This is a genomic window from Bacillus cereus group sp. RP32 (assembly GCF_040459735.1).
Classification (GTDB): domain Bacteria; phylum Bacillota; class Bacilli; order Bacillales; family Bacillaceae_G; genus Bacillus_A; species Bacillus_A wiedmannii.
Genome location: NZ_JARVHO010000001.1, coordinates 3,440,860 through 3,458,591 on the forward strand (window position 1 = coordinate 3,440,860; position 17,732 = coordinate 3,458,591).

The window sequence follows — 17,732 nt, forward strand, 5'->3', positions numbered from 1 at the left end:
TAGAACCGAAACAAATAAAAAAGCCAATGAAAAATCATTGACTTTAACGCGCTGCTTTTTTCTTTTTTAAATACTTTAAACCGAAGTATAGAGCAACAAAGAGAACAGCTCCTATAATTATGTAATGTGTGTAATCAGATGCATACTCTTTAATGTGTCGCCAATTTCCACCAAGCTTTTCACCTAAGTATATAAATAGTATTGACCATGGAATAATCGCAACTACTGTATATAGTGTAAATAGTTTTAACGGCATTTTAGCTAATCCTGCTGGAATAGAGATTGCATGACGTACTACTGGGATAAAGCGTGCAGAAAAGATTACTCCTGCTCCGTAACGCTTAAACCAACCTTCCGCTATGTCTAAATGGTGTTTATTAATAAGTAGATATTTCCCATATTTCTCTACAACCGGACGCCCTCCGTAATATCCAAGCCAGTATAAAAAGATTTGGGCTAAAGTACCACCAATAGTTCCGGCGATAACTGCACCGACAAAACTAATTTTACCATCCGCTACTAAAAATCCAGCATACGAAAGTACAATTTCACTCGGGATAATTTCAATCATTAAAGCTAGCGCTACTCCAAAGTAACCTAGGCTTGCAAAAAATTGTAATAACTGATCTATTATGCTTGCTAACATTTTATTTTCTATCTCCTTTTTTCTTCACATACCATCCCATTATTACATAAAGGTCGCATTCTGCCAATATCTTCATTCCAACAATATTATCGGCATAAGCATAATTAATCTATTAATGTTTCTTTCTGAGGTTCTTTCATGTAGGCAAACATTTCTTTAATTTGCTCTTCTGTATTTCTAGCAATCGATAAATTAGGCAATTCATTCTCACCAAAAAACTCCACATCTTCTGTTTCAATACTAGTTTTCTTTTCGCCACCAATAATCTTACAGCTAATAAAAATTTTATATACGTGTGTTGCTGAAGGCGATGGTTGATGTTTTTCTTTATCAAATATAGCGAGTAGCTTAAAATCGTCTACTTCATAACCCGTCTCCTCTAAAACTTCTTTTGCTGCTACTTCTGTTGGCGTATGACCGATATCGGCCCATCCACCTGGCAATGCCCATTTCCCATCACTTTTTTCTTTCACAAATAATAACTTTTCATTTTGAAAAACGACTGCTCTTATATCGACTTTAGGTGTTTGATAACCTGTCTCACTTGCAAATAACTTCTCTACTATTTCCCAATCTGTCTTTGTGTAATGTGACATCATCGAAATGGAAATATCCCGTAATTGTTGGAAACGCTCTATATCATACACATCTTTAGAATACGTTAAACCCGCTTGGGCTATAGCTTGTATTTGTTTTACCCAATCAATCCATTTTACCGTCATGTTTCCACATCCCCCATACTCTTTTAAGTGAATAGTAAGTCAGTTTTGTTGATACATCTTTATTATACAAAAAAAGAGATTGATAATGTTCCAATCTCTTTCAAAATTAATCCAATTCATGTAAGTGGTCTTGTATATACTTTCTTCTTTTATTTATATATTCATCGATCATATCAGCTTCTTGATCAAATGTTTCTAATTTTTCTTTCATATATGGATCTTGTAGTAAATATGGACGAATCGATTCACACAAACTCTCAACTTTCGGCATCATAAACGAAACGGTAAATTGTTCTTCTAGTATTTCTTCCAAAATACTTCGGTATTGCTTTCTAAATACAGGTATATCTAACAATCTTGCACTTAACGTGTTATAGCCTTGAATGCGAATATACTCATGATTAAGTGGCCTTCCTTGTACATCTCGCCCCCAAGTTGCATCATAATCCCACGGTATCACTTCAAATAAATTTGTTTCATCGTTATGATATAGTGCATAGTTATGAACGAAACCATCAAAGTTTTGTGTAAAAATAACGCCAGCTAACCATCGTAAATATTTATCAACATGCAAAAATTTTCCAATTTCTTTTTCATAAGCTTCCCTCGACAAAGCATTCGCTTGAAATACAAATTCACTCAGCTGTTCTTCACTATTTTTATTCGAATATTTAAATTCATAACCCGCAAAGAGCTCAGTCTTAACATCTTTATCTCTCTCACTCATTAAAGAAAAATTCGCATCATCATCTATTGCATAATAAATAGAACCACTCGGTAATCCTCTATTTTTCAAAAAGTTTTCATCAACTGATTCTAACTGTAAATATACACCTTGAATTTGACCATTAATTTTTATAAATACATGTTGTGATTTTGGTGAAAGTACACCAATATCATGAAAAAAGTCTAAAGATAATTTGTTTCGTATGAGAGACGGATCCATAAACTCAGAATTTAAATGAATTTCTTTCGCACCTTGAAATTTTTTCGGTTTATAAAACATAACATGATAAGACTTTTTCTCAAACTCACGAATATGAGCCCCCCGGTATACGATATCAATATCATACTTCTTTTTTCCATAAGTTAATTTTGCTGGCACTGGACTATCTGACCAAATGTCTTTTTTTAATTCCACTAAGTACATTGGATGAATAAAAAAATCATATGAAGGTAGCATATTTTCTCATCCCTTCTCAGTTCTCTTCATTCAATGTATGCACCTTGCCTTGTCCATACATCCGCTATCATCTATTTATATAAAATTACACTCTTGTCCTGTTCAGAAAGACGTCATATCTCATATCATGTTAAGGAAAAAGAATACCTTTTCAACTTAATACATGATAAGGAGGATTTCTATGAAACGTGATATTAGAAAAGCGGTTGAAGAAATCAAAAGTGCTGGGATGGAGGATTTCTTACACCAAGATCCAAGTACTTTTGAGTGCGATGATGATTGCACTACAAAAATAGAGTGTAGCGAAGATTGTAAGTGTCCAAGAACAAGATGTACTCGCGTGAAACATTGTACTTTCGTTACAAAATGTACTCATGTTAAAAAATGGACATTTGTTACGAAGTGTACTCGTGTTCGCGTTCAAAAATGGACGTTCGTTACGAAAGTAACACGTAGAAAAGAATGCGTTTTAGTTACAAAACGTACTCGCAGAAAGCATTGTACTTTCGTTACAAAATGTGTACGCTTTGAAAAGAAATTTTACTGGACAAAACGATGTTACTGTAAAAAATGCGAATTCTTCCCGAATGGACACGGTGGCTCTTGCGACGATTCGTGTGATGACGGAAAGAAATGGAATGATTGCAAAGGCGGACATAAATTCCCATCTTGCAAAAACAAGAAATTCGATCACTTCTGGTATAAAAAACGTAATTGCTAGTTTTTATGCCTACAAAAAAAGGCCGTTTTGCGGCCTTTTTTACGTTTATTGAAAGTGACTTATATCTGCAAATTGCTTCACTTCACCTTTCCCTTCTTCAAATTCTATTATACTTAGACTAGCACTATGCATAAATGGATCATCCCACACATTTTCTATTTCAATACCCGCAAAATGTCCTACAAGTAGTTTTGCCGCTGCCGCATGGGAAACAATTAATATACTTTCTCCTTTATGCTTTTCTAAAAGAAGTTGTATCCCATCCATTACCCTTTTATGAACAACCTCAAAATTTTCTCCTGATGTTGACCGAAAAAGATGTGGCTCATACCAAAACAATTGCATTTCATCTGGGTATTCTCTTTCTATATCAGCGATTGTCTGTCCTTCCCATATACCCATGTTAATTTCATAGAAATGCTCATCCGCTATTATCGGTATATCACGTTCGCCCTTTATTAACTCTGCAGTATGAAGGGTTCTTTCACTCGGACTACTATAGATCGCATGGATAGATAAATCTTTCATTCGGTCTCCTAATTGCTTTGCTTGTAACATACCATTTTCAGTTAAAGCAGAATTTTTCCGGCCTTGCATTCGTTTCGATACATTCCATTCCGTCTCACCGTGCCTTGTTACATATACAGTTGTTTTCATTTCACATTCCCCCTTACCATTTTGGCCGCAATTCCCACGGTTCTACTCGTCCTACAATCCATTCATCACATTTATTCTCAATTCCTTTTATTACCCCATCCGATATTTCTTCATGGGTAAGCCATCTCCCGTATGTATCTTCTAATATAAAACCTAATATTATTTTATGGTAGCTACATCGCGTACCACCTATTTTTTGTGCGGGTATACGCGACGCTTTACTACCTAAACTATGAAAAACGTTGTATGTTTCAGACGACAAATCCACTTCTCTACAAATGAATGACAACGTATCCTTCGCACTTGCGTGTACCCATGCGACAACTAATGTTATGGGGCCATTCCGCTCAATTGTGCTTTTAATAGCTAGCTTTACATCGTCGTCATTATGATAATCTAATGGAAGACATGCGATATTTTCTGGTATAGCACTCTCTCGCTTAACATTTTCTAATTTCATTTCATCTCGTCCAATAATAGAAACATGAAATCCTTGCTCACAAAGCCACATAGAAACTCTCTTTAGCATTCCTGTCCCACCAATTACTAGCGCATGCAACTTCTTCCCCCCTTAGTAAAATGTCATATGAGGTTTATCTTCCCTATAATAATTAAGTCGGTCTTGCAATGTCCCTGAATGAAACTCAAATTTGTGGCCGTCAGGATCAACAAAATATATAGACTTACAATCCCTTACATCCCGTTCTCTTCCTTGTAAAATATGAACATCGTTTTCTTCTAATCGTTGCAGTAAACGTTCAAAGTCTTTCTGTTCAACAGAAAACGCAATATGCGTATAAGATTGATGAATCTCATTTCTTGGAATATGTGTTTCTTCATTTAGTGCTATCCATACCCCACATATATGAAAATATGCAAGTTTTCTCCCTTTAACTAATAATTCTCCTTCTAGCACTTTTTCGTAAAATGTAATAGAGTTTTCTAAATTAGATACTGAAAAACAAAGATGATTGATTCCTTTTAACAAAAGTAGCTCCTCCTTAAACAAACGAAAAGATGAGCGAAAATTCACTCATCTTTTATTATACTATTTCTTTGTAATATATGCCCATTTATAACTGAAGTCCCCACCAAACGTATGATTCGCAATACCTTTTACGTATGGTTTCTCTAAGTAAGCCGTACTTTGTTGGTACGTAGGAGAAATGGCAGCATCTTGACCAATTAAGATTTTTTCAGCTTCTGCAAGGGCATTCCAGCGTGCTTTATCATCTTTTAATAGCTCTCCTTTTGATTTCGCTACTAAATCATCATACTTCGGGTTAGAATAATCCATTTCATTAAATGAACTTCCAGTAACAAACATATCAATATAAGTCATTGGATCTGGATAGTCCGGACTCCATGCTGATAATGAGAATTCATATTCAAATTTCTTTTCTAACTCTAACTTCTGCTTATATGGTTGTTGTTTCAAATTCACTTTAATACCAGGTAAATTCTTCTCTAATTCTTCTTTAATAAAGTCGCCCACTTTTTTACGGCTACCGTTATCATCATTTAGAAATTCTACTGTAATTGTATCTTGGCCAAGTTCTTTCTTCGCTTCTTCCCATAGTTTTTTTGCTTTTTCTGCATTGTCTTTACTATCACGGAAATTTTTATTTACAGAACGGAAATCTTTCCCATCTGGTCCTGTCGTAAATTTTTCAGGTACTAAGAAATATGCTGGTAATGATCCGTCATTTAAAATAATATTTGCAATTCCTTTTTTATCATATGCCAGATCAATCGCTTCACGAACTTTTTGGTTTTTAAATATTGCATTTTTTTGGTTAAAGCGCAAGAAATACATACGTGGATCTAACTTCGTTTTAAATTCATCTGGCTTATTCTTTTTATATTTATCAACAAATTCAGAACTTAAAATAACACGGTCCGCTTGATCACTATCATATAAATTTACTCCCGTGCTCGTTTCCTTCACAATATTTACATTAATTTCTTCTAACTTCACAATATCTTTATCCCAATAATTAGGGTTTTTCTTTAACTGATAACTTCTTTCATGTTTCCATTCACTCATCGTAAATGGTCCATTGTATAATAGTTTATCTGCTTCTAATGCATATTTATCCCCTTGCTCTTTCACATATTTTTCATTTAATGGGAAAAATGTAGGGAATGACGTAAGTTCAAGAAAATAAGGTGCTGGTTGCTCTAATTCTACTACTAACGTTTTATCATCCTTCGCTTTAACACCCAATTGATCTGATGGTAATTCTCCTTTATTTACTTTCTGTGCATTTTTCACATCAAATAAAATAAATGCATATTCTGCCGCTATTGCTTTATCTAATGTACGTTGCCATGCATATACAAAATCTTGTGCTCGAACTGGATCACCATTTGACCATTTCGCATCACGTAATTCAAATGTATATGTCTTTTTATCTTCACTAATCTTCACATCTTTTGCCATGCCTGGTGTTGGTTTATTATCCTTATCTAAACGATATAACCCTTCCATTGCATTTACAAAGGCACGGAATGATACAGAGTCTGTTGATTTTGACGTATCCATTGAAGGGATTTCTGCTGTTTCTAGTAAGTTTAATACTTGCTTATCTGCTGCTCCCTTATTCGATTCTTTCTTCGTTGTCGAAGCCTTCTCACCATTCCCACATCCTGCAACCAATACACTCGTCGTTAACGCAAGTGCAGCAATTGTTGTTGTCTTTCTCTTCATTCTTCCTTCCCCCAATCTATATGTATAAGTTAAATCCTATATAATATATTTCATTATACAAAAGATTCTGATTATTTTAAATATTTATTTTAACAAACATAGAAAAAAGCGGTCAGAAATTTCTTTCCAGCCGCTTTGTTGAATAGCATTTACTTGTAATCCATCCTCTATATCAAATGGATTTTGGACCTTAAATATTTCTTCCATCATCTTCAAAAACTCTTCTTCATTTTTAGATTCACCGTTAACCGTAAGTGAGTATGGTTCCACTTCACCCAATTTATAATCGACAACAAATTGAATCGCCACCTTTTGCCTCGGCGTTCCAGCGTTATATCCTTGGAATTCTACTAATTCTAACCCTTCCGTTCCACGATAATATATCCAACCTGAATTTTGAAAATAATTTTCGAAAGATTCACCTATAGAAAAGAAAGGATATTCATAAAGCGAGCTTGTACGAACCTTTTGAATAACGTCTCGATCAGTCGGAAAAAAGAAATGACTAAAAAATATGCTAGCAACTGCTAAAATAGTAACAATTGTCGCTCCCATTTTGCTCGTTCCGCCGCTATCATGGATAAGATAGTTTTCAACTGATTTATCTTTTATTTCTCTTGCTTTTATTCGGTATATACGTCTTTCCGCAAATTGATAGTATAATCCATTTGCAAAAATCCCCATTCCAAACAGAATAAAAATGAGTAATAAAAACGTAAGAGGCACCATATTAATGATTGGCAACGCTACATTAAATCCCATATAATACGAAAATGCATCACACGCTACTAATAACAACATAAATAAAGCAGCTGGCACATAATACTTACGATATCCTAGCCAGCCTATATTAAAAATAGCAGCCCAACCATTCCAGCTCCACCTAGCAATCCGCTTATTCTCAAGCTCCCATTTCCTTTTGTAATACGGATATCGTCTCCCTACATATACTTCTAGTTCTTTATCTATTAACGAGCTACCTTCATCTTGTTCATTATCCAAGTTTCGCTGACAACTTGCACAATTTAACTGTTCCTCCTCGCAAGGTCGCCCACAATTTATACATTTCAAAACAATCCCTCTTCCCATCCATACGTCATTTCAAAATACCTTCGTGTTTTAATAACCACTCTTTCCTCCATAAACCGCCCGCATACCCAACAAGCTTCCCGCTCTTTCCTATTACACGGTGACATGGAACGATTATTGAAATTGGATTCCGACTATTTGCTCCTCCTATTGCTCGTACCGCTTTCGTATTTCCGACCTTCTCTGCAATATCTAAATATGAAGCACTTACGCCGTACGGAATAGTATAAAGTGCATCCCATACATTTTTTTGAAATGATGTGCCCTCCGCAGACAGCGGGACCGTAAACTCTTTTCTTTTCCCTTTAAAATATTCATCTAACTCATTTATACATTGTTCTATCATTTCATTTTTATGTTCTTCTTGTCGTTCATCAACAAATATAACAGACGTAATTCCTTCTTGATTTGCTGTAATTTCTAGCAAACCTACTTCGCTTTCATAATAAGCCTGGTACATATGTCATCCTCCAATTCAGTTCATATTAGTCATTGTAACACGAATAAACAAAATTTTTCGTATAAGCGTTTTATTAGAGAAACAAAAAAGAGAATGGTAAAATATAAGAAAATTCAATCAAGGAGGCTATTTGATGAATTCCAAGCTTTTTTCACCTTATACAATTAAGAACGTTACACTAAAAAATCGTATCGTTATGTCGCCTATGTGTATGTATTCATCAGAAAACGAGGATGGCCAAGTAACTAATTTCCATCACGTTCATTACGGAACAAGAGCTGCTGGTCAAGTTGGTTTAGTTATGATCGAAGCAACAGCCGTGTTACCTGAAGGAAGAATTTCTAATAAAGACCTAGGTATATGGAATGATAGCCTAATTGAAGGCTTACATAAAACGACAACTTTTATACATGATAACGGCGCAAAAGCCGCCATTCAACTTGCTCACGCCGGAAGAAAAGCTGAATTAGAAACGGATGCTCTCGCTCCATCCGCAATTCCGTTTAATGAAACTATGAAAATCCCAGTAGAAATGAGTATACAGCAAATAAAAAAGACCATATTAGCTTTTAAAGAGGCTGCAATACGATCCAACCAAGCTGGATTTGACGTTATTGAAATACACGGCGCTCACGGTTATCTTATTAATGAATTTCTTTCTCCACTTTCTAATAAACGGACTGATGAATATGGAGGTTCACCTGAAAATTGCTATCGTTTTTTACGTGAAATCATTGACTCAATAAATGAAGTTTGGAATGGACCGTTATTTGTTCGTATTTCAGCAAACGATTATCATCCAGACGGTTTAACGGTTCAAGATTACGTTCCATATACAAACTGGATGAAAGAACAAGGAGTAGATTTAATTGATTGTAGTTCTGGAGCTGTTGTTCCGGCACACATCGATGTATATCCCGGGTATCAAGTGCAATATGCTAAACATATTAAAGAACATGCTAACATTGCAACTGGGGCTGTTGGTTTGATTACGACTGGAGCACAGGCAGAACAAATTTTAAATAATAACGAAGCAGATTTAATTTTTATCGGACGCGAGTTACTTCGCAATCCTTACTTCCCAAGAATAGCCGCCAATGAACTTAGTTTTGAGTTAGAAGAACCGTATCAATACAAACGAGCACCGGGGAAACTCCATACGAATAAATAAAACCGAGAATAATATGTACTACTGAATCTAGAGGAATAAAAAGTATACTATAAGATAACGTATGTTATTTCATAATATCGTTTTAAGGTGGATCAACATTTTGCTTGATACACCTATTTTTTTATGTATTTATCTCCCTTTCTGAATATGTGACAGGGTTAAAAATCGAATTCCACAATCATGATTACGAAAAAAAACAATTCCTCAGATTAAGCGAGAAATTGTTTTTTCATATAGTAGTATTCTACATATTAATTCGTTTGTTTCGTTTATAACTCCAACAATTTTAAGTATCATTTACAAATAAGAACGATGCGCTGGCCATGAACCTTGAAGCTTGCGAAGTTGCACAATTTGCCCGGTATGATAAGCATCGTGCAAAAGGATGTTCATATATTGTTGCCAAATTGGTAGAGAAGGAGTTAATTGATTTAGTTCTGCTTCTTGAAGGGATATTAATGCAGATTGTAAGGCATCATGCACTTGAATTGTTCGCAACACTGTTTGTTGCCAATCCCTCTCATCATTACGTCCACCTTGGACAAACGTTTCATCATTATTTTGTGGCGCCACAAATGTTTCATCTTGATGCAAGCGGGCAAGTAAGCGTTCTTTAAAGATAAGTAAATGGTTTACATTTTCCCAAATCGTATTACTAGCCTCTCCTTCTGGTTGCCAACATGCTTGTGCAGCAGTAAGGTGCTTTAACGCGTCTGATAAAGGTGGATACCATTCTTCTTCGTAAAACACTTGCTTAATTCCATTTTGCAACATTTCTTTTTTACTCATTCGTATATCCTCCTTTTGCAAATCTCCAAAAAATACGGAGTAGTACATATAGGACTTTTATATCTTCGGAACCCAATTCCCTTCAGATTTTACTCAAACAGATATAAAAACAGATTATTTCCAAATAGAAAGTATATTCTATTTGATTTATTGGCATTACAAACAATGGATATATGATAGTAGTATATTTTCAAATGAAGTGAAACATTCTTATAAGACGAAATCATCCGTTAGTATAATACGACTCTAAAAATAGCATTGCAATAAACGAGGTCACTTGTCGTACTAGAGTTGGAGACGTATAAAGTGAAACTTTAATCCGCGGGGTTTTTGCTGTCCACAAATAGCGGGATAAGAATGCGATTTGCATAATAAATTATCGTAAAAAAGGAGTGGGCTTCCCACTCCTTTTTTACTTTCTTATAATTGCTAAACTACATGTATTTACTATTCATTCAAGATTCAAACTTGATTTTTAATACATGCCATTTTTCACGTTTTTTATTCTATCGTTGTAATTTCATTTGAGTTATAAATATAAATACCCGTTTCTTCTCTCAATGCAGTTATATACATCCCTTTCGCCACATCTTTCGCTGAAATTGGTTTATACTTTTTGAAAGCCCCTTTAAATATAAAAGGAATGATACGAGATAACTTTTCAGCCATTCGTTCACCGAAACGAAATTCTTGTCGATTTCCTACTAATAAAGATGGCCTAAAAATGTGAATACCACCAATGACTAACTTTTGTAATTCCTCTTCCATTCTCCCTTTAACTTGCGAATAAAAGAAAAACGATTTAGGTTTTGCTCCCATTGAAGACACAACAAGGAAATTTTGTACCCCTTGTTTTTCAGCTAAACAAGCAGCTCGTAACGTATATTCATAATCTACCTTTTTGAAATTTGCCTTTGTTTTTGCTTTTTTGATTGTTGTTCCTAGACAACTAAATACGTCATCTACAGCAAAAAACTCTTTATATTCCTCTAACATCGAAAAATCTATTTGCTTTTGCTGTAACTTTTCATGTTGCCATTGCATTGGTTCCCTTACAAAAATAGTAACCGAATCGTAGTAATCTGATTCAAGTAATAGACGCGTTATCTCTTGTCCAACTAAACCACTTGCACCAAGTACTAACGCTGTTCGCTTATTCATATATGCATATACCTCTTATTTTACTTTTCTCTCCTTCAGTAAAATACAACTTTTAGGAGTTTCCTGCTCTCATTTTACCACAAGTAAAGCACTATGCGTACGCATAGTGCTTTACTCACTCTTTTTTCTCATCTTTCTCTCGCAATTTTGTTACTATTGATGCATCTCCTAAATTACTTATTAATCTTCTTAAAAAAATTAAGACTAATGCTAATGGTAATACTACCGCTAATATCAATAAAATAGCTTCCATTAAGTAACCCAAACACTCATCCCCCTCTACACCCTCCTTTCAAATATATGAACGTAGCGTTGTCACATATGCATGCATTCCTAAAAATAATACATCCAAATTTGACAACTTTATAACAAAAACAAATCGGAATGATTATTATTTATTGCAACTTTATAAAAGATGTATTATACTAAGTTCGCAAACTAAAACGTAATTATTCCGTTTTGTATTAAAATGATATTTTTCTTCTATAATTGGGGAAAATATATCCGTAAAAAAAGAAAAGAGGAGAACTTCATGCCTAAAAGATTGACTATATTTTCATTCTTACTTATTTTCACTTTAATTTTTACTGGCTGCTCAAATAAAAAAGAAGGTAATGCCAAGAAAGACGGAAAGCTAACTGTTTATACTACTATTTTTCCTCTTGCAGATTTTGCAAAAAAAATTGGTGGCGACTATGTAACTGTTGAAGCGATTTACCCACCTGGTGCAGATTCACATACATTTGAACCAAGTCAAAAACAAACAGTACAAGTTGCAAAAGCCGATTTATTCGTTTATAACGGCGCTGAATTAGAACCATTTGCTGAAAAAATGGAAAAAGCATTACAAAAAGAAAATGTTAAAATTGTAAATGCATCAAAAGGTATTGAACTGCGTACTTCTACTGAAGAAGAGCATCATGATCACGGAGACGGCCACAAAGAGGATGAACATCATCACGATAAAGACCCACACATTTGGTTAGACCCTACTCTAGCAATGAAACAGGCAGAAAAAATTAAAAATGCACTTGTAGAATTACAGCCTGATCATAAACAAGAGTTCGAAAAAAATTTCGCAGCACTGCAAACAAAATTTACTGATTTAGATGATCAATTTAAAGCAGCTGTTGCGAATGCAAAAACGAAAGATATTTTAGTTTCTCATGCGGCTTATGGATACTGGGAACAACGCTATGGCCTGAAACAAATTGCTATCGCTGGTATTTCAGCTTCTAATGAACCATCTCAAAAACAGCTTGCTGACATTACAAAAACAGTAAAAGAACATAATCTACAATATATTTTATTTGAAACATTCTCTACACCAAAGGTAGCGTCCGTAATTCAAAAAGAGACGGGTACAAAAATTTTACGCTTAAATCATCTTGCTACTATTTCTGAAGATGATGCGAGGAGCAATAAAGATTACTTCACTTTAATGGAAGAAAACGTAAATACATTAAAAGAAGCTACTAACTAATCAAATTTTTAAAAGAAGCTGAATATGTCATTCAGCTTCTTTTTTATTTGTTCTTACTTGACTTGACCAAAATAACAAGTAAAATTATCCATATTAGCTTTTAAGCTATATTAATTTAGAAGGTGAGTTGGAATTATGACTCTTCACATTTGTGAAGTTACAGCAAAAAATTGGCGTTCGGTAGCTGCTTTAAACGTTGCAAAAGACCAGCAGCAATTTATTGAAAGCAATGCGTTTTCTCTAGCAGAATCATTATATGAGGGAAACGGAACGTCAGTAGGTTTATATGATGGAGAAACACTTGTAGGATACGCAATGTATGGATGGTATTGGAAAAAACGTAAAAGTGTGTGGTTAGATCGCTTTATGATTGACGAGCAATATCAAGGAAAAGGATACGCAAAACGTTTCCTTCGCATACTCATTCAATTCTTACAAGATAAATTTGAATGTAAAATAATTTATTTAAGTTTACATCCAGACAACAAACTCGCAATGGGATTATACGAGTCATTTGGTTTCCGTTTAAATGGTGATATTGATGACGAAGGTCCAGTTGTAGGTGTTGTAATGGAGTTACTATTAGATGAACATACAAGCCTGTGAAAACAGGCTTTTTATTATCCTTCGTTTTTTGCAATCTAGCATTTTTCTACAAAATACTTAGTTAAGTTAAAAAAATAAGCCTGCAATATATGCAGACTTATTTCACACACTCCCCGAAATGTTCTTGGAACCATTCTTTATTAATATCTTTTCCGATAAACACAACTTCACTTATTCGTTCTTCGCCCTCTTGCCACTCTCTATCATATGATGCAGCAAACAGTGTATGCACACCTTGGAAAACGATACGTTTATCTACTCCATCAATCGATAAAATTCCTTTGTAGCGATATAAATACTCCCCTAGCTCTTGAACGACAGCTGACATCCACTCATTTAGTTTTTGTAAATCTAACGGTCGCTCTTCGCGTAGTACAAACGACTTTACCCCTTCTAGATGATTATGCTCTTTATGAGGATAAATTTGTAACGTATCTTTCGTTTTAAACGTTTGAATTTCTAGTAACGATGGAATATCTACATCACAGTTAGTCGCCTCGATTAACTTTGCAGTTGGGTTAATACCTTGCAGTTCCTGCAATAGATTTTCCTTTTCACTTTCATCCACTAAATCTAATTTATTTACTAAAACGACATCAGCAAATGCAATTTGTTCCTTTGCTTCTAGTCCTTTTTCAAAATGTTTATGTATATGATAACTATCTACTACTGTTACAACGCCGTTAATTTGGTATGCAGATTGAATCACAGGATCTAAAAAGAATGTTTGAATAATCGGACCTGGATTTGCAAGACCAGTCGTTTCAATTACTAATCCATCAAATTCCATTTTACCTTCTGCTTTTACGTCCAGTAATTGTTTTAAAGCGACTAGTAAATCTTCACGTACAGTACAACATAAACATCCATTCGTCATCTCCATAATCTCTTCTTCGACATTCATAATCAGCTGATTATCAATACCAATTTGTCCTATTTCATTTACAATCACTGCTAATTTATGACCGTGATTTTCTGATAAAATGCGATTTAATAATGTCGTTTTCCCTGATCCAAGAAAACCAGTTAATATTGTTACTGGAATCATTTCGTACATCTCCTTATAGCTATATGTTTTTACATTATAGCATATAGAGAAAATCGTTTTTGTAGCAAAACATATTTATTGTATGTACGACACTGTAACTATATAATAATATGTAGCAAGAAAGCCTTTTCAAAAAATGATTCATTCATCAAGGAGGTACTTATAATGGAACGAGTTCAAATGGCCGAAACACTAGAATTTTCTCGTATTATTCAAGGTTTTTGGCGTTTAGCAGAATGGAATATGCCAAAGCAAGAGTTACTTTCTTTTATGGAAGCTTGTATGGATATGGGAATTACTACTTTCGATCATGCTGATATTTATGGCGGATATACGTGTGAAGGATTATTTGGAGAAGCGTTACAACTCAAGCCTTCCTTACGCGAAGACATGCAAATTATCACAAAATGTGGAATCGCTCCCCCATCACCAAAATTTCCAGAGAGATATGTTGCGCACTACAATACGAGTGCTGAACATATAATAAAAAGCGCGGAAGACTCACTACAAAACTTACATACAGATTATATTGATGTACTGCTCATTCATCGCCCTGATCCATTTATGGATCCAAATGAAGTAGCAGAAGCGTTCTCACGCTTAAAGCAAGAAGGAAAAGTCCGTCACTTCGGTGTATCTAACTTTTTACCTTCACAGTTTAATATGTTAAGTTCTTATTTAGATTTCCCGCTCATTACAAATCAAATTGAAGTATCTGCGATGCAGCTTGAACATTTCGAAAAAGGGACAATTGATTTATGCCAAGAAAAGCGAATCAATCCTATGATTTGGTCGCCTCTTGCTGGCGGAGAAATCTTTACTGGCCAATCAGAACGTGCTGTACGTTTACGTGAAACTTTACAGAAGGTTGCTACTGAACTAGATGTTACTAGCATCGATACAGTTATGTATGCATGGCTGCTTGCTCATCCAGCTAACATGATGCCAATCGTTGGATCTGGTAAATTAGATCGTGTTAAAACAGCCGCCCTTGCTACAAAAGTTAATTTAGATCGTCAACAATGGTTTACAATTTTCGAAAGCTCTAATGGACATCCTGTACCATAATACACAAAAAGAAGAGCTGTTTCTTTACAGCTCTTCTTTTTCATATGTATTTCTAGTCATGGCAAATACACACATATCCCTTAATCCATTTCCATCTACCGCTACACTCGCACTTTCCAATGTACCTTCTAACTTAAATCCTAATTTCTCAGGTATCGCTCTACTCTTCTTATTTAAAGAATCACATCGAATTTCTACGCGATTTGCTTTCAGCTCAGAAAAAGCATAATCTGTTATACCCTTTGCAGCCTCTACCATATAACCCTTTCCACTAAACCTTGAATCAATCCAATACCCAATTTCAAATTGAGGTATATCCCAATTAATACGATGCAATCCAGCTGATGCAATAAATTCACCTGTTTCTTTCGAAAAAACTAGTAATCTTAAATCCTCACGCTGTAAAAATTGAATATGCGATTTTCTAATGCTCACTTCTACTTCTTCCTCTGTTTGCTCTTTTTGTGCAAAAACCATCCAAGGTTTTAATTCTTTCATAGAAGCTTGAATTGCATCGTATACAGATTTACCGTCACCCGGTTTCGGCATTCGAATAAATAGCCTATCAGTATAAAATTCAGAAGGAAAATCGAATAATAACGGATTCACTTTCAACACTCCTTTTAATTCTTTTATATATAATAATATCCGTCTCAAATCATACAGTAAAGAAATTTCTGAATTTTACACATTTTAATCATTTACCTCTACCGCTACACGAACTCCAGATTCAATTGCACCTTGTATCCATCCGTGATATAACGTTGTATGATCACCTGCAAAGTATAATCTCCCCTCTGGTTTTATAATCGCTGGTTGTAGCTCAGATTCTTGCCCTGCCTGAAATAGTGCAAACCCTCCAAGTGCATATGGATCCAATGTCCAACTTTTTGATATGCCAGACATGAACTCATCATATACTTGATCGCCTAATATTGTCGCTAAATTTTGTAGTGTGTAATAAATACGATCACCTTTTGATAACCCATCCCATAACAACGCATCATAAGACCATGTATAGCTTCCTAACATCATAGCAGGTCCTTTTTCTCCAATTCCGTGACTTGGATAATAGGCATAACGAATTGGCAAATCCGTTATAATCCTGCCACCTAATTGTCCTTGTTCTTCCCAAAATCGACTTTTAAATTGAATTCCTATTTTTGTCGCTGGCATATAATGCAATTCACGAATTGCTTTCCATTTTTCATGAGATATAGAATTAAATGGATCTACTTCCACAAAGCGCATTGTCGAAAATGGAATTGTAATAATAACTAAATCCCCTGTAATACTACTATACTCAAAAGTTTGCTCGTTTCGATAAAAAGCTGTCACACCATTATCGTGCTGATCTAGCTTCATTAATTTTTGGTTATATATAATATTTTCTTCTAATTGTGGTAAAAAGGACTTTGGTAATTTATCATTCCCACCTACAATTTCACAAAATCCACTCTCCTCTTGCATAATATATAAAAAGCGCAACGTCTCTACAAATGACCTTTCCAAAAAACCTTCTAAATCTAATAGAACACCGATCATCTCAATTGTTACTGGCGAGAAATACGTATTATATTGATAAGGATGATACTTTAAAAATTGTCCTGTAGAGTATCTCCCAAAATCCTTTACTACAACATCCCAATTTTTCTCTGGGTTCTTTTTTATAAAATTTATAATGGGCTGTACCGCTAGCAATAATAGCTCCTCAGACGTTTTCCCGACCTCATTCATTTCTACAGGATACTTTAATATACTTGGATCTTTTTCGTATTGTTTTAATGTCGTTTTCCGGCCATTTACGAAAATGATATCAGTCTCATTCCTATTAATAAACGGGCTCACCTGTAGCCCAAATTTTCTTATATATGCCATCGTTAATGTGTGCGAATACGGAATTCTCATTGCCCCAACATCTAAATATAATCCAGTATCTTCCATTCTAACCGTCTCTATGCGGCCACCTACCCGGTTGTTTGCTTCAAAAATCTTCACATCATGTCCTGCAGCCTTTAATAAAGATGCCGAAACCAACCCAGCCATACCGGCCCCTACTACTATAATTTGCTTCGAACGTGTCGTCTTCTTTAACCCTTTATTTATAACTTTTAACGTTTCATCCATGTCAGTGTTATACATTATATCTTTCTGCACAATTCCACCCCTTACTTCATAAAGTGAAACTATAATCAGTGGGGGTTCTTCCCCCACTGAT

The 17,732-nt window shown here is 34.8% G+C and carries 20 protein-coding genes; 5 read left to right on the forward strand and 15 right to left on the reverse strand.

Features of this window, described 5'->3' with window-relative positions; genetic code table 11:
- Positions 1-43: 43 nt before the first annotated feature.
- The 3 genes from uptA to cotH form a co-directional block, all read right to left on the reverse strand.
- On the reverse strand, positions 44-646 hold the full coding sequence (uptA, locus tag QCI46_RS17705) for an undecaprenyl phosphate transporter UptA (RefSeq protein ID WP_000881203.1): 603 nt from the start codon (positions 644-646) through the stop codon (positions 44-46).
- A gap of 104 nt (positions 647-750) precedes the next feature.
- Entirely contained in the window at positions 751-1,368 is a 618-nt protein-coding gene (locus QCI46_RS17710) for an NUDIX hydrolase N-terminal domain-containing protein (protein WP_353841018.1), read from the reverse strand.
- 106 nt (positions 1,369-1,474) lie between these two features.
- On the reverse strand, positions 1,475-2,551 hold the full coding sequence (gene cotH / locus QCI46_RS17715; RefSeq protein WP_000937986.1) for a spore coat protein CotH: 1,077 nt from the start codon (positions 2,549-2,551) through the stop codon (positions 1,475-1,477).
- 181 nt (positions 2,552-2,732) lie between these two features.
- Here cotH and exsB point away from each other — a divergent pair, with 181 nt between their 5' ends.
- Entirely contained in the window at positions 2,733-3,272 is a 540-nt protein-coding gene (gene exsB, locus QCI46_RS17720; protein WP_353841019.1) for an exosporium protein ExsB, read from the forward strand.
- Between the two features lie 45 nt (positions 3,273-3,317).
- On the opposite strand, the gene QCI46_RS17725 is transcribed toward exsB, so the two are convergent.
- The 6 genes from QCI46_RS17725 to QCI46_RS17750 all read right to left on the reverse strand — a co-directional run bounded on the left by QCI46_RS17725 (position 3,318) and on the right by QCI46_RS17750 (position 8,188).
- The gene (locus QCI46_RS17725; RefSeq protein WP_353841020.1) at positions 3,318-3,929 is read right to left on the reverse strand and encodes a phosphoserine phosphatase 1; all 612 of its coding nucleotides are present in this window, start codon (positions 3,927-3,929) and stop codon (positions 3,318-3,320) included.
- 13 nt (positions 3,930-3,942) lie between these two features.
- Positions 3,943-4,488: a short-chain dehydrogenase gene (locus QCI46_RS17730; protein WP_353841021.1), complete on the reverse strand. Its 546-nt coding sequence runs from the start codon at positions 4,486-4,488 to the stop codon at positions 3,943-3,945.
- Positions 4,489-4,500: 12 nt separating this feature from the next.
- Positions 4,501-4,917, reverse strand: a complete 417-nt coding sequence (gene fosB, locus QCI46_RS17735; RefSeq protein WP_327960097.1) for a FosBx1 family fosfomycin resistance bacillithiol transferase — start codon at positions 4,915-4,917, stop codon at positions 4,501-4,503.
- Positions 4,918-4,977: 60 nt separating this feature from the next.
- Positions 4,978-6,639, reverse strand: coding sequence for a peptide ABC transporter substrate-binding protein (locus QCI46_RS17740; protein WP_353841022.1), 1,662 nt, complete (start codon positions 6,637-6,639; stop codon positions 4,978-4,980).
- 84 nt (positions 6,640-6,723) lie between these two features.
- Positions 6,724-7,728 carry a DUF2628 domain-containing protein gene (locus QCI46_RS17745; RefSeq protein WP_483299020.1) on the reverse strand — a complete coding sequence of 335 codons (1,005 nt, stop codon included), beginning with the start codon at positions 7,726-7,728 and terminating at the stop codon, positions 6,724-6,726.
- A gap of 7 nt (positions 7,729-7,735) precedes the next feature.
- The gene (locus QCI46_RS17750; protein WP_327960101.1) at positions 7,736-8,188 is read right to left on the reverse strand and encodes a methylated-DNA--[protein]-cysteine S-methyltransferase; all 453 of its coding nucleotides are present in this window, start codon (positions 8,186-8,188) and stop codon (positions 7,736-7,738) included.
- 133 nt (positions 8,189-8,321) lie between these two features.
- Between QCI46_RS17750 and namA the strand changes: the two genes are divergently transcribed.
- On the forward strand, positions 8,322-9,359 hold the full coding sequence (gene namA / locus QCI46_RS17755; RefSeq protein WP_353841024.1) for an NADPH dehydrogenase NamA: 1,038 nt from the start codon (positions 8,322-8,324) through the stop codon (positions 9,357-9,359).
- A 297-nt stretch (positions 9,360-9,656) separates the two neighbouring features.
- Here the strand turns inward: namA and QCI46_RS17760 are convergent, their stop codons facing one another.
- The 3 genes from QCI46_RS17760 to QCI46_RS17770 all read right to left on the reverse strand — a co-directional run bounded on the left by QCI46_RS17760 (position 9,657) and on the right by QCI46_RS17770 (position 11,574).
- Positions 9,657-10,148 (reverse strand): DinB family protein, encoded by a 492-nt coding sequence (locus tag QCI46_RS17760; RefSeq protein ID WP_098115773.1) that lies wholly within the window; start codon positions 10,146-10,148, stop codon positions 9,657-9,659.
- A gap of 501 nt (positions 10,149-10,649) precedes the next feature.
- Positions 10,650-11,309, reverse strand: coding sequence for an oxidoreductase (locus QCI46_RS17765; RefSeq protein WP_048559679.1), 660 nt, complete (start codon positions 11,307-11,309; stop codon positions 10,650-10,652).
- A gap of 115 nt (positions 11,310-11,424) precedes the next feature.
- Positions 11,425-11,574: a hypothetical protein gene (locus QCI46_RS17770; protein ID WP_353841025.1), complete on the reverse strand. Its 150-nt coding sequence runs from the start codon at positions 11,572-11,574 to the stop codon at positions 11,425-11,427.
- A gap of 267 nt (positions 11,575-11,841) precedes the next feature.
- Here QCI46_RS17770 and QCI46_RS17775 point away from each other — a divergent pair, with 267 nt between their 5' ends.
- Positions 11,842-12,792 (forward strand): metal ABC transporter substrate-binding protein, encoded by a 951-nt coding sequence (locus QCI46_RS17775; protein WP_327960106.1) that lies wholly within the window; start codon positions 11,842-11,844, stop codon positions 12,790-12,792.
- 135 nt (positions 12,793-12,927) lie between these two features.
- Positions 12,928-13,398 carry a GNAT family N-acetyltransferase gene (locus tag QCI46_RS17780; protein WP_327988925.1) on the forward strand — a complete coding sequence of 157 codons (471 nt, stop codon included), beginning with the start codon at positions 12,928-12,930 and terminating at the stop codon, positions 13,396-13,398.
- Between the two features lie 97 nt (positions 13,399-13,495).
- Here QCI46_RS17780 and QCI46_RS17785 read toward each other — a convergent pair whose 3' ends face one another.
- Positions 13,496-14,446 (reverse strand): CobW family GTP-binding protein, encoded by a 951-nt coding sequence (locus QCI46_RS17785; protein WP_353841026.1) that lies wholly within the window; start codon positions 14,444-14,446, stop codon positions 13,496-13,498.
- A gap of 165 nt (positions 14,447-14,611) precedes the next feature.
- Between QCI46_RS17785 and QCI46_RS17790 the strand changes: the two genes are divergently transcribed.
- A complete protein-coding gene (locus QCI46_RS17790) occupies positions 14,612-15,514 on the forward strand; it encodes an aldo/keto reductase (protein WP_088063104.1) in 903 nt (300 codons plus the stop codon).
- Positions 15,515-15,538: 24 nt separating this feature from the next.
- Here the strand turns inward: QCI46_RS17790 and QCI46_RS17795 are convergent, their stop codons facing one another.
- Complete coding sequence (locus QCI46_RS17795; RefSeq protein WP_048543150.1) at positions 15,539-16,123, reverse strand: GNAT family N-acetyltransferase; 585 nt, start codon at positions 16,121-16,123, stop codon at positions 15,539-15,541.
- Positions 16,124-16,207: 84 nt separating this feature from the next.
- Positions 16,208-17,671 (reverse strand): flavin monoamine oxidase family protein, encoded by a 1,464-nt coding sequence (locus QCI46_RS17800; RefSeq protein ID WP_327988927.1) that lies wholly within the window; start codon positions 17,669-17,671, stop codon positions 16,208-16,210.
- Between the last annotated feature and the right edge of the window lie 61 nt (positions 17,672-17,732).

What these genes read in the sequence shown, in the direction of transcription:
- uptA (WP_000881203.1), bottom strand. Translation starts at nt 646, where the DNA reads ATGTTAGCAAGCATAATAGATCAGTTATTACAATTTTTTGCAAGCCTA.
- QCI46_RS17710 (WP_353841018.1), bottom strand. Translation starts at nt 1,368, where the DNA reads ATGACGGTAAAATGGATTGATTGGGTAAAACAAATACAAGCTATAGCC.
- cotH (WP_000937986.1), bottom strand. Translation starts at nt 2,551, where the DNA reads ATGCTACCTTCATATGATTTTTTTATTCATCCAATGTACTTAGTGGAA.
- exsB (WP_353841019.1), top strand. Translation starts at nt 2,733, where the DNA reads ATGAAACGTGATATTAGAAAAGCGGTTGAAGAAATCAAAAGTGCTGGG.
- QCI46_RS17725 (WP_353841020.1), bottom strand. Translation starts at nt 3,929, where the DNA reads ATGAAAACAACTGTATATGTAACAAGGCACGGTGAGACGGAATGGAAT.
- QCI46_RS17740 (WP_353841022.1), bottom strand. Translation starts at nt 6,639, where the DNA reads ATGAAGAGAAAGACAACAACAATTGCTGCACTTGCGTTAACGACGAGT.
- QCI46_RS17745 (WP_483299020.1), bottom strand. Translation starts at nt 7,728, where the DNA reads ATGGGAAGAGGGATTGTTTTGAAATGTATAAATTGTGGGCGACCTTGC.
- QCI46_RS17750 (WP_327960101.1), bottom strand. Translation starts at nt 8,188, where the DNA reads ATGTACCAGGCTTATTATGAAAGCGAAGTAGGTTTGCTAGAAATTACA.
- namA (WP_353841024.1), top strand. Translation starts at nt 8,322, where the DNA reads ATGAATTCCAAGCTTTTTTCACCTTATACAATTAAGAACGTTACACTA.
- QCI46_RS17760 (WP_098115773.1), bottom strand. Translation starts at nt 10,148, where the DNA reads ATGAGTAAAAAAGAAATGTTGCAAAATGGAATTAAGCAAGTGTTTTAC.
- QCI46_RS17765 (WP_048559679.1), bottom strand. Translation starts at nt 11,309, where the DNA reads ATGAATAAGCGAACAGCGTTAGTACTTGGTGCAAGTGGTTTAGTTGGA.
- QCI46_RS17775 (WP_327960106.1), top strand. Translation starts at nt 11,842, where the DNA reads ATGCCTAAAAGATTGACTATATTTTCATTCTTACTTATTTTCACTTTA.
- QCI46_RS17780 (WP_327988925.1), top strand. Translation starts at nt 12,928, where the DNA reads ATGACTCTTCACATTTGTGAAGTTACAGCAAAAAATTGGCGTTCGGTA.
- QCI46_RS17785 (WP_353841026.1), bottom strand. Translation starts at nt 14,446, where the DNA reads ATGATTCCAGTAACAATATTAACTGGTTTTCTTGGATCAGGGAAAACG.
- QCI46_RS17790 (WP_088063104.1), top strand. Translation starts at nt 14,612, where the DNA reads ATGGAACGAGTTCAAATGGCCGAAACACTAGAATTTTCTCGTATTATT.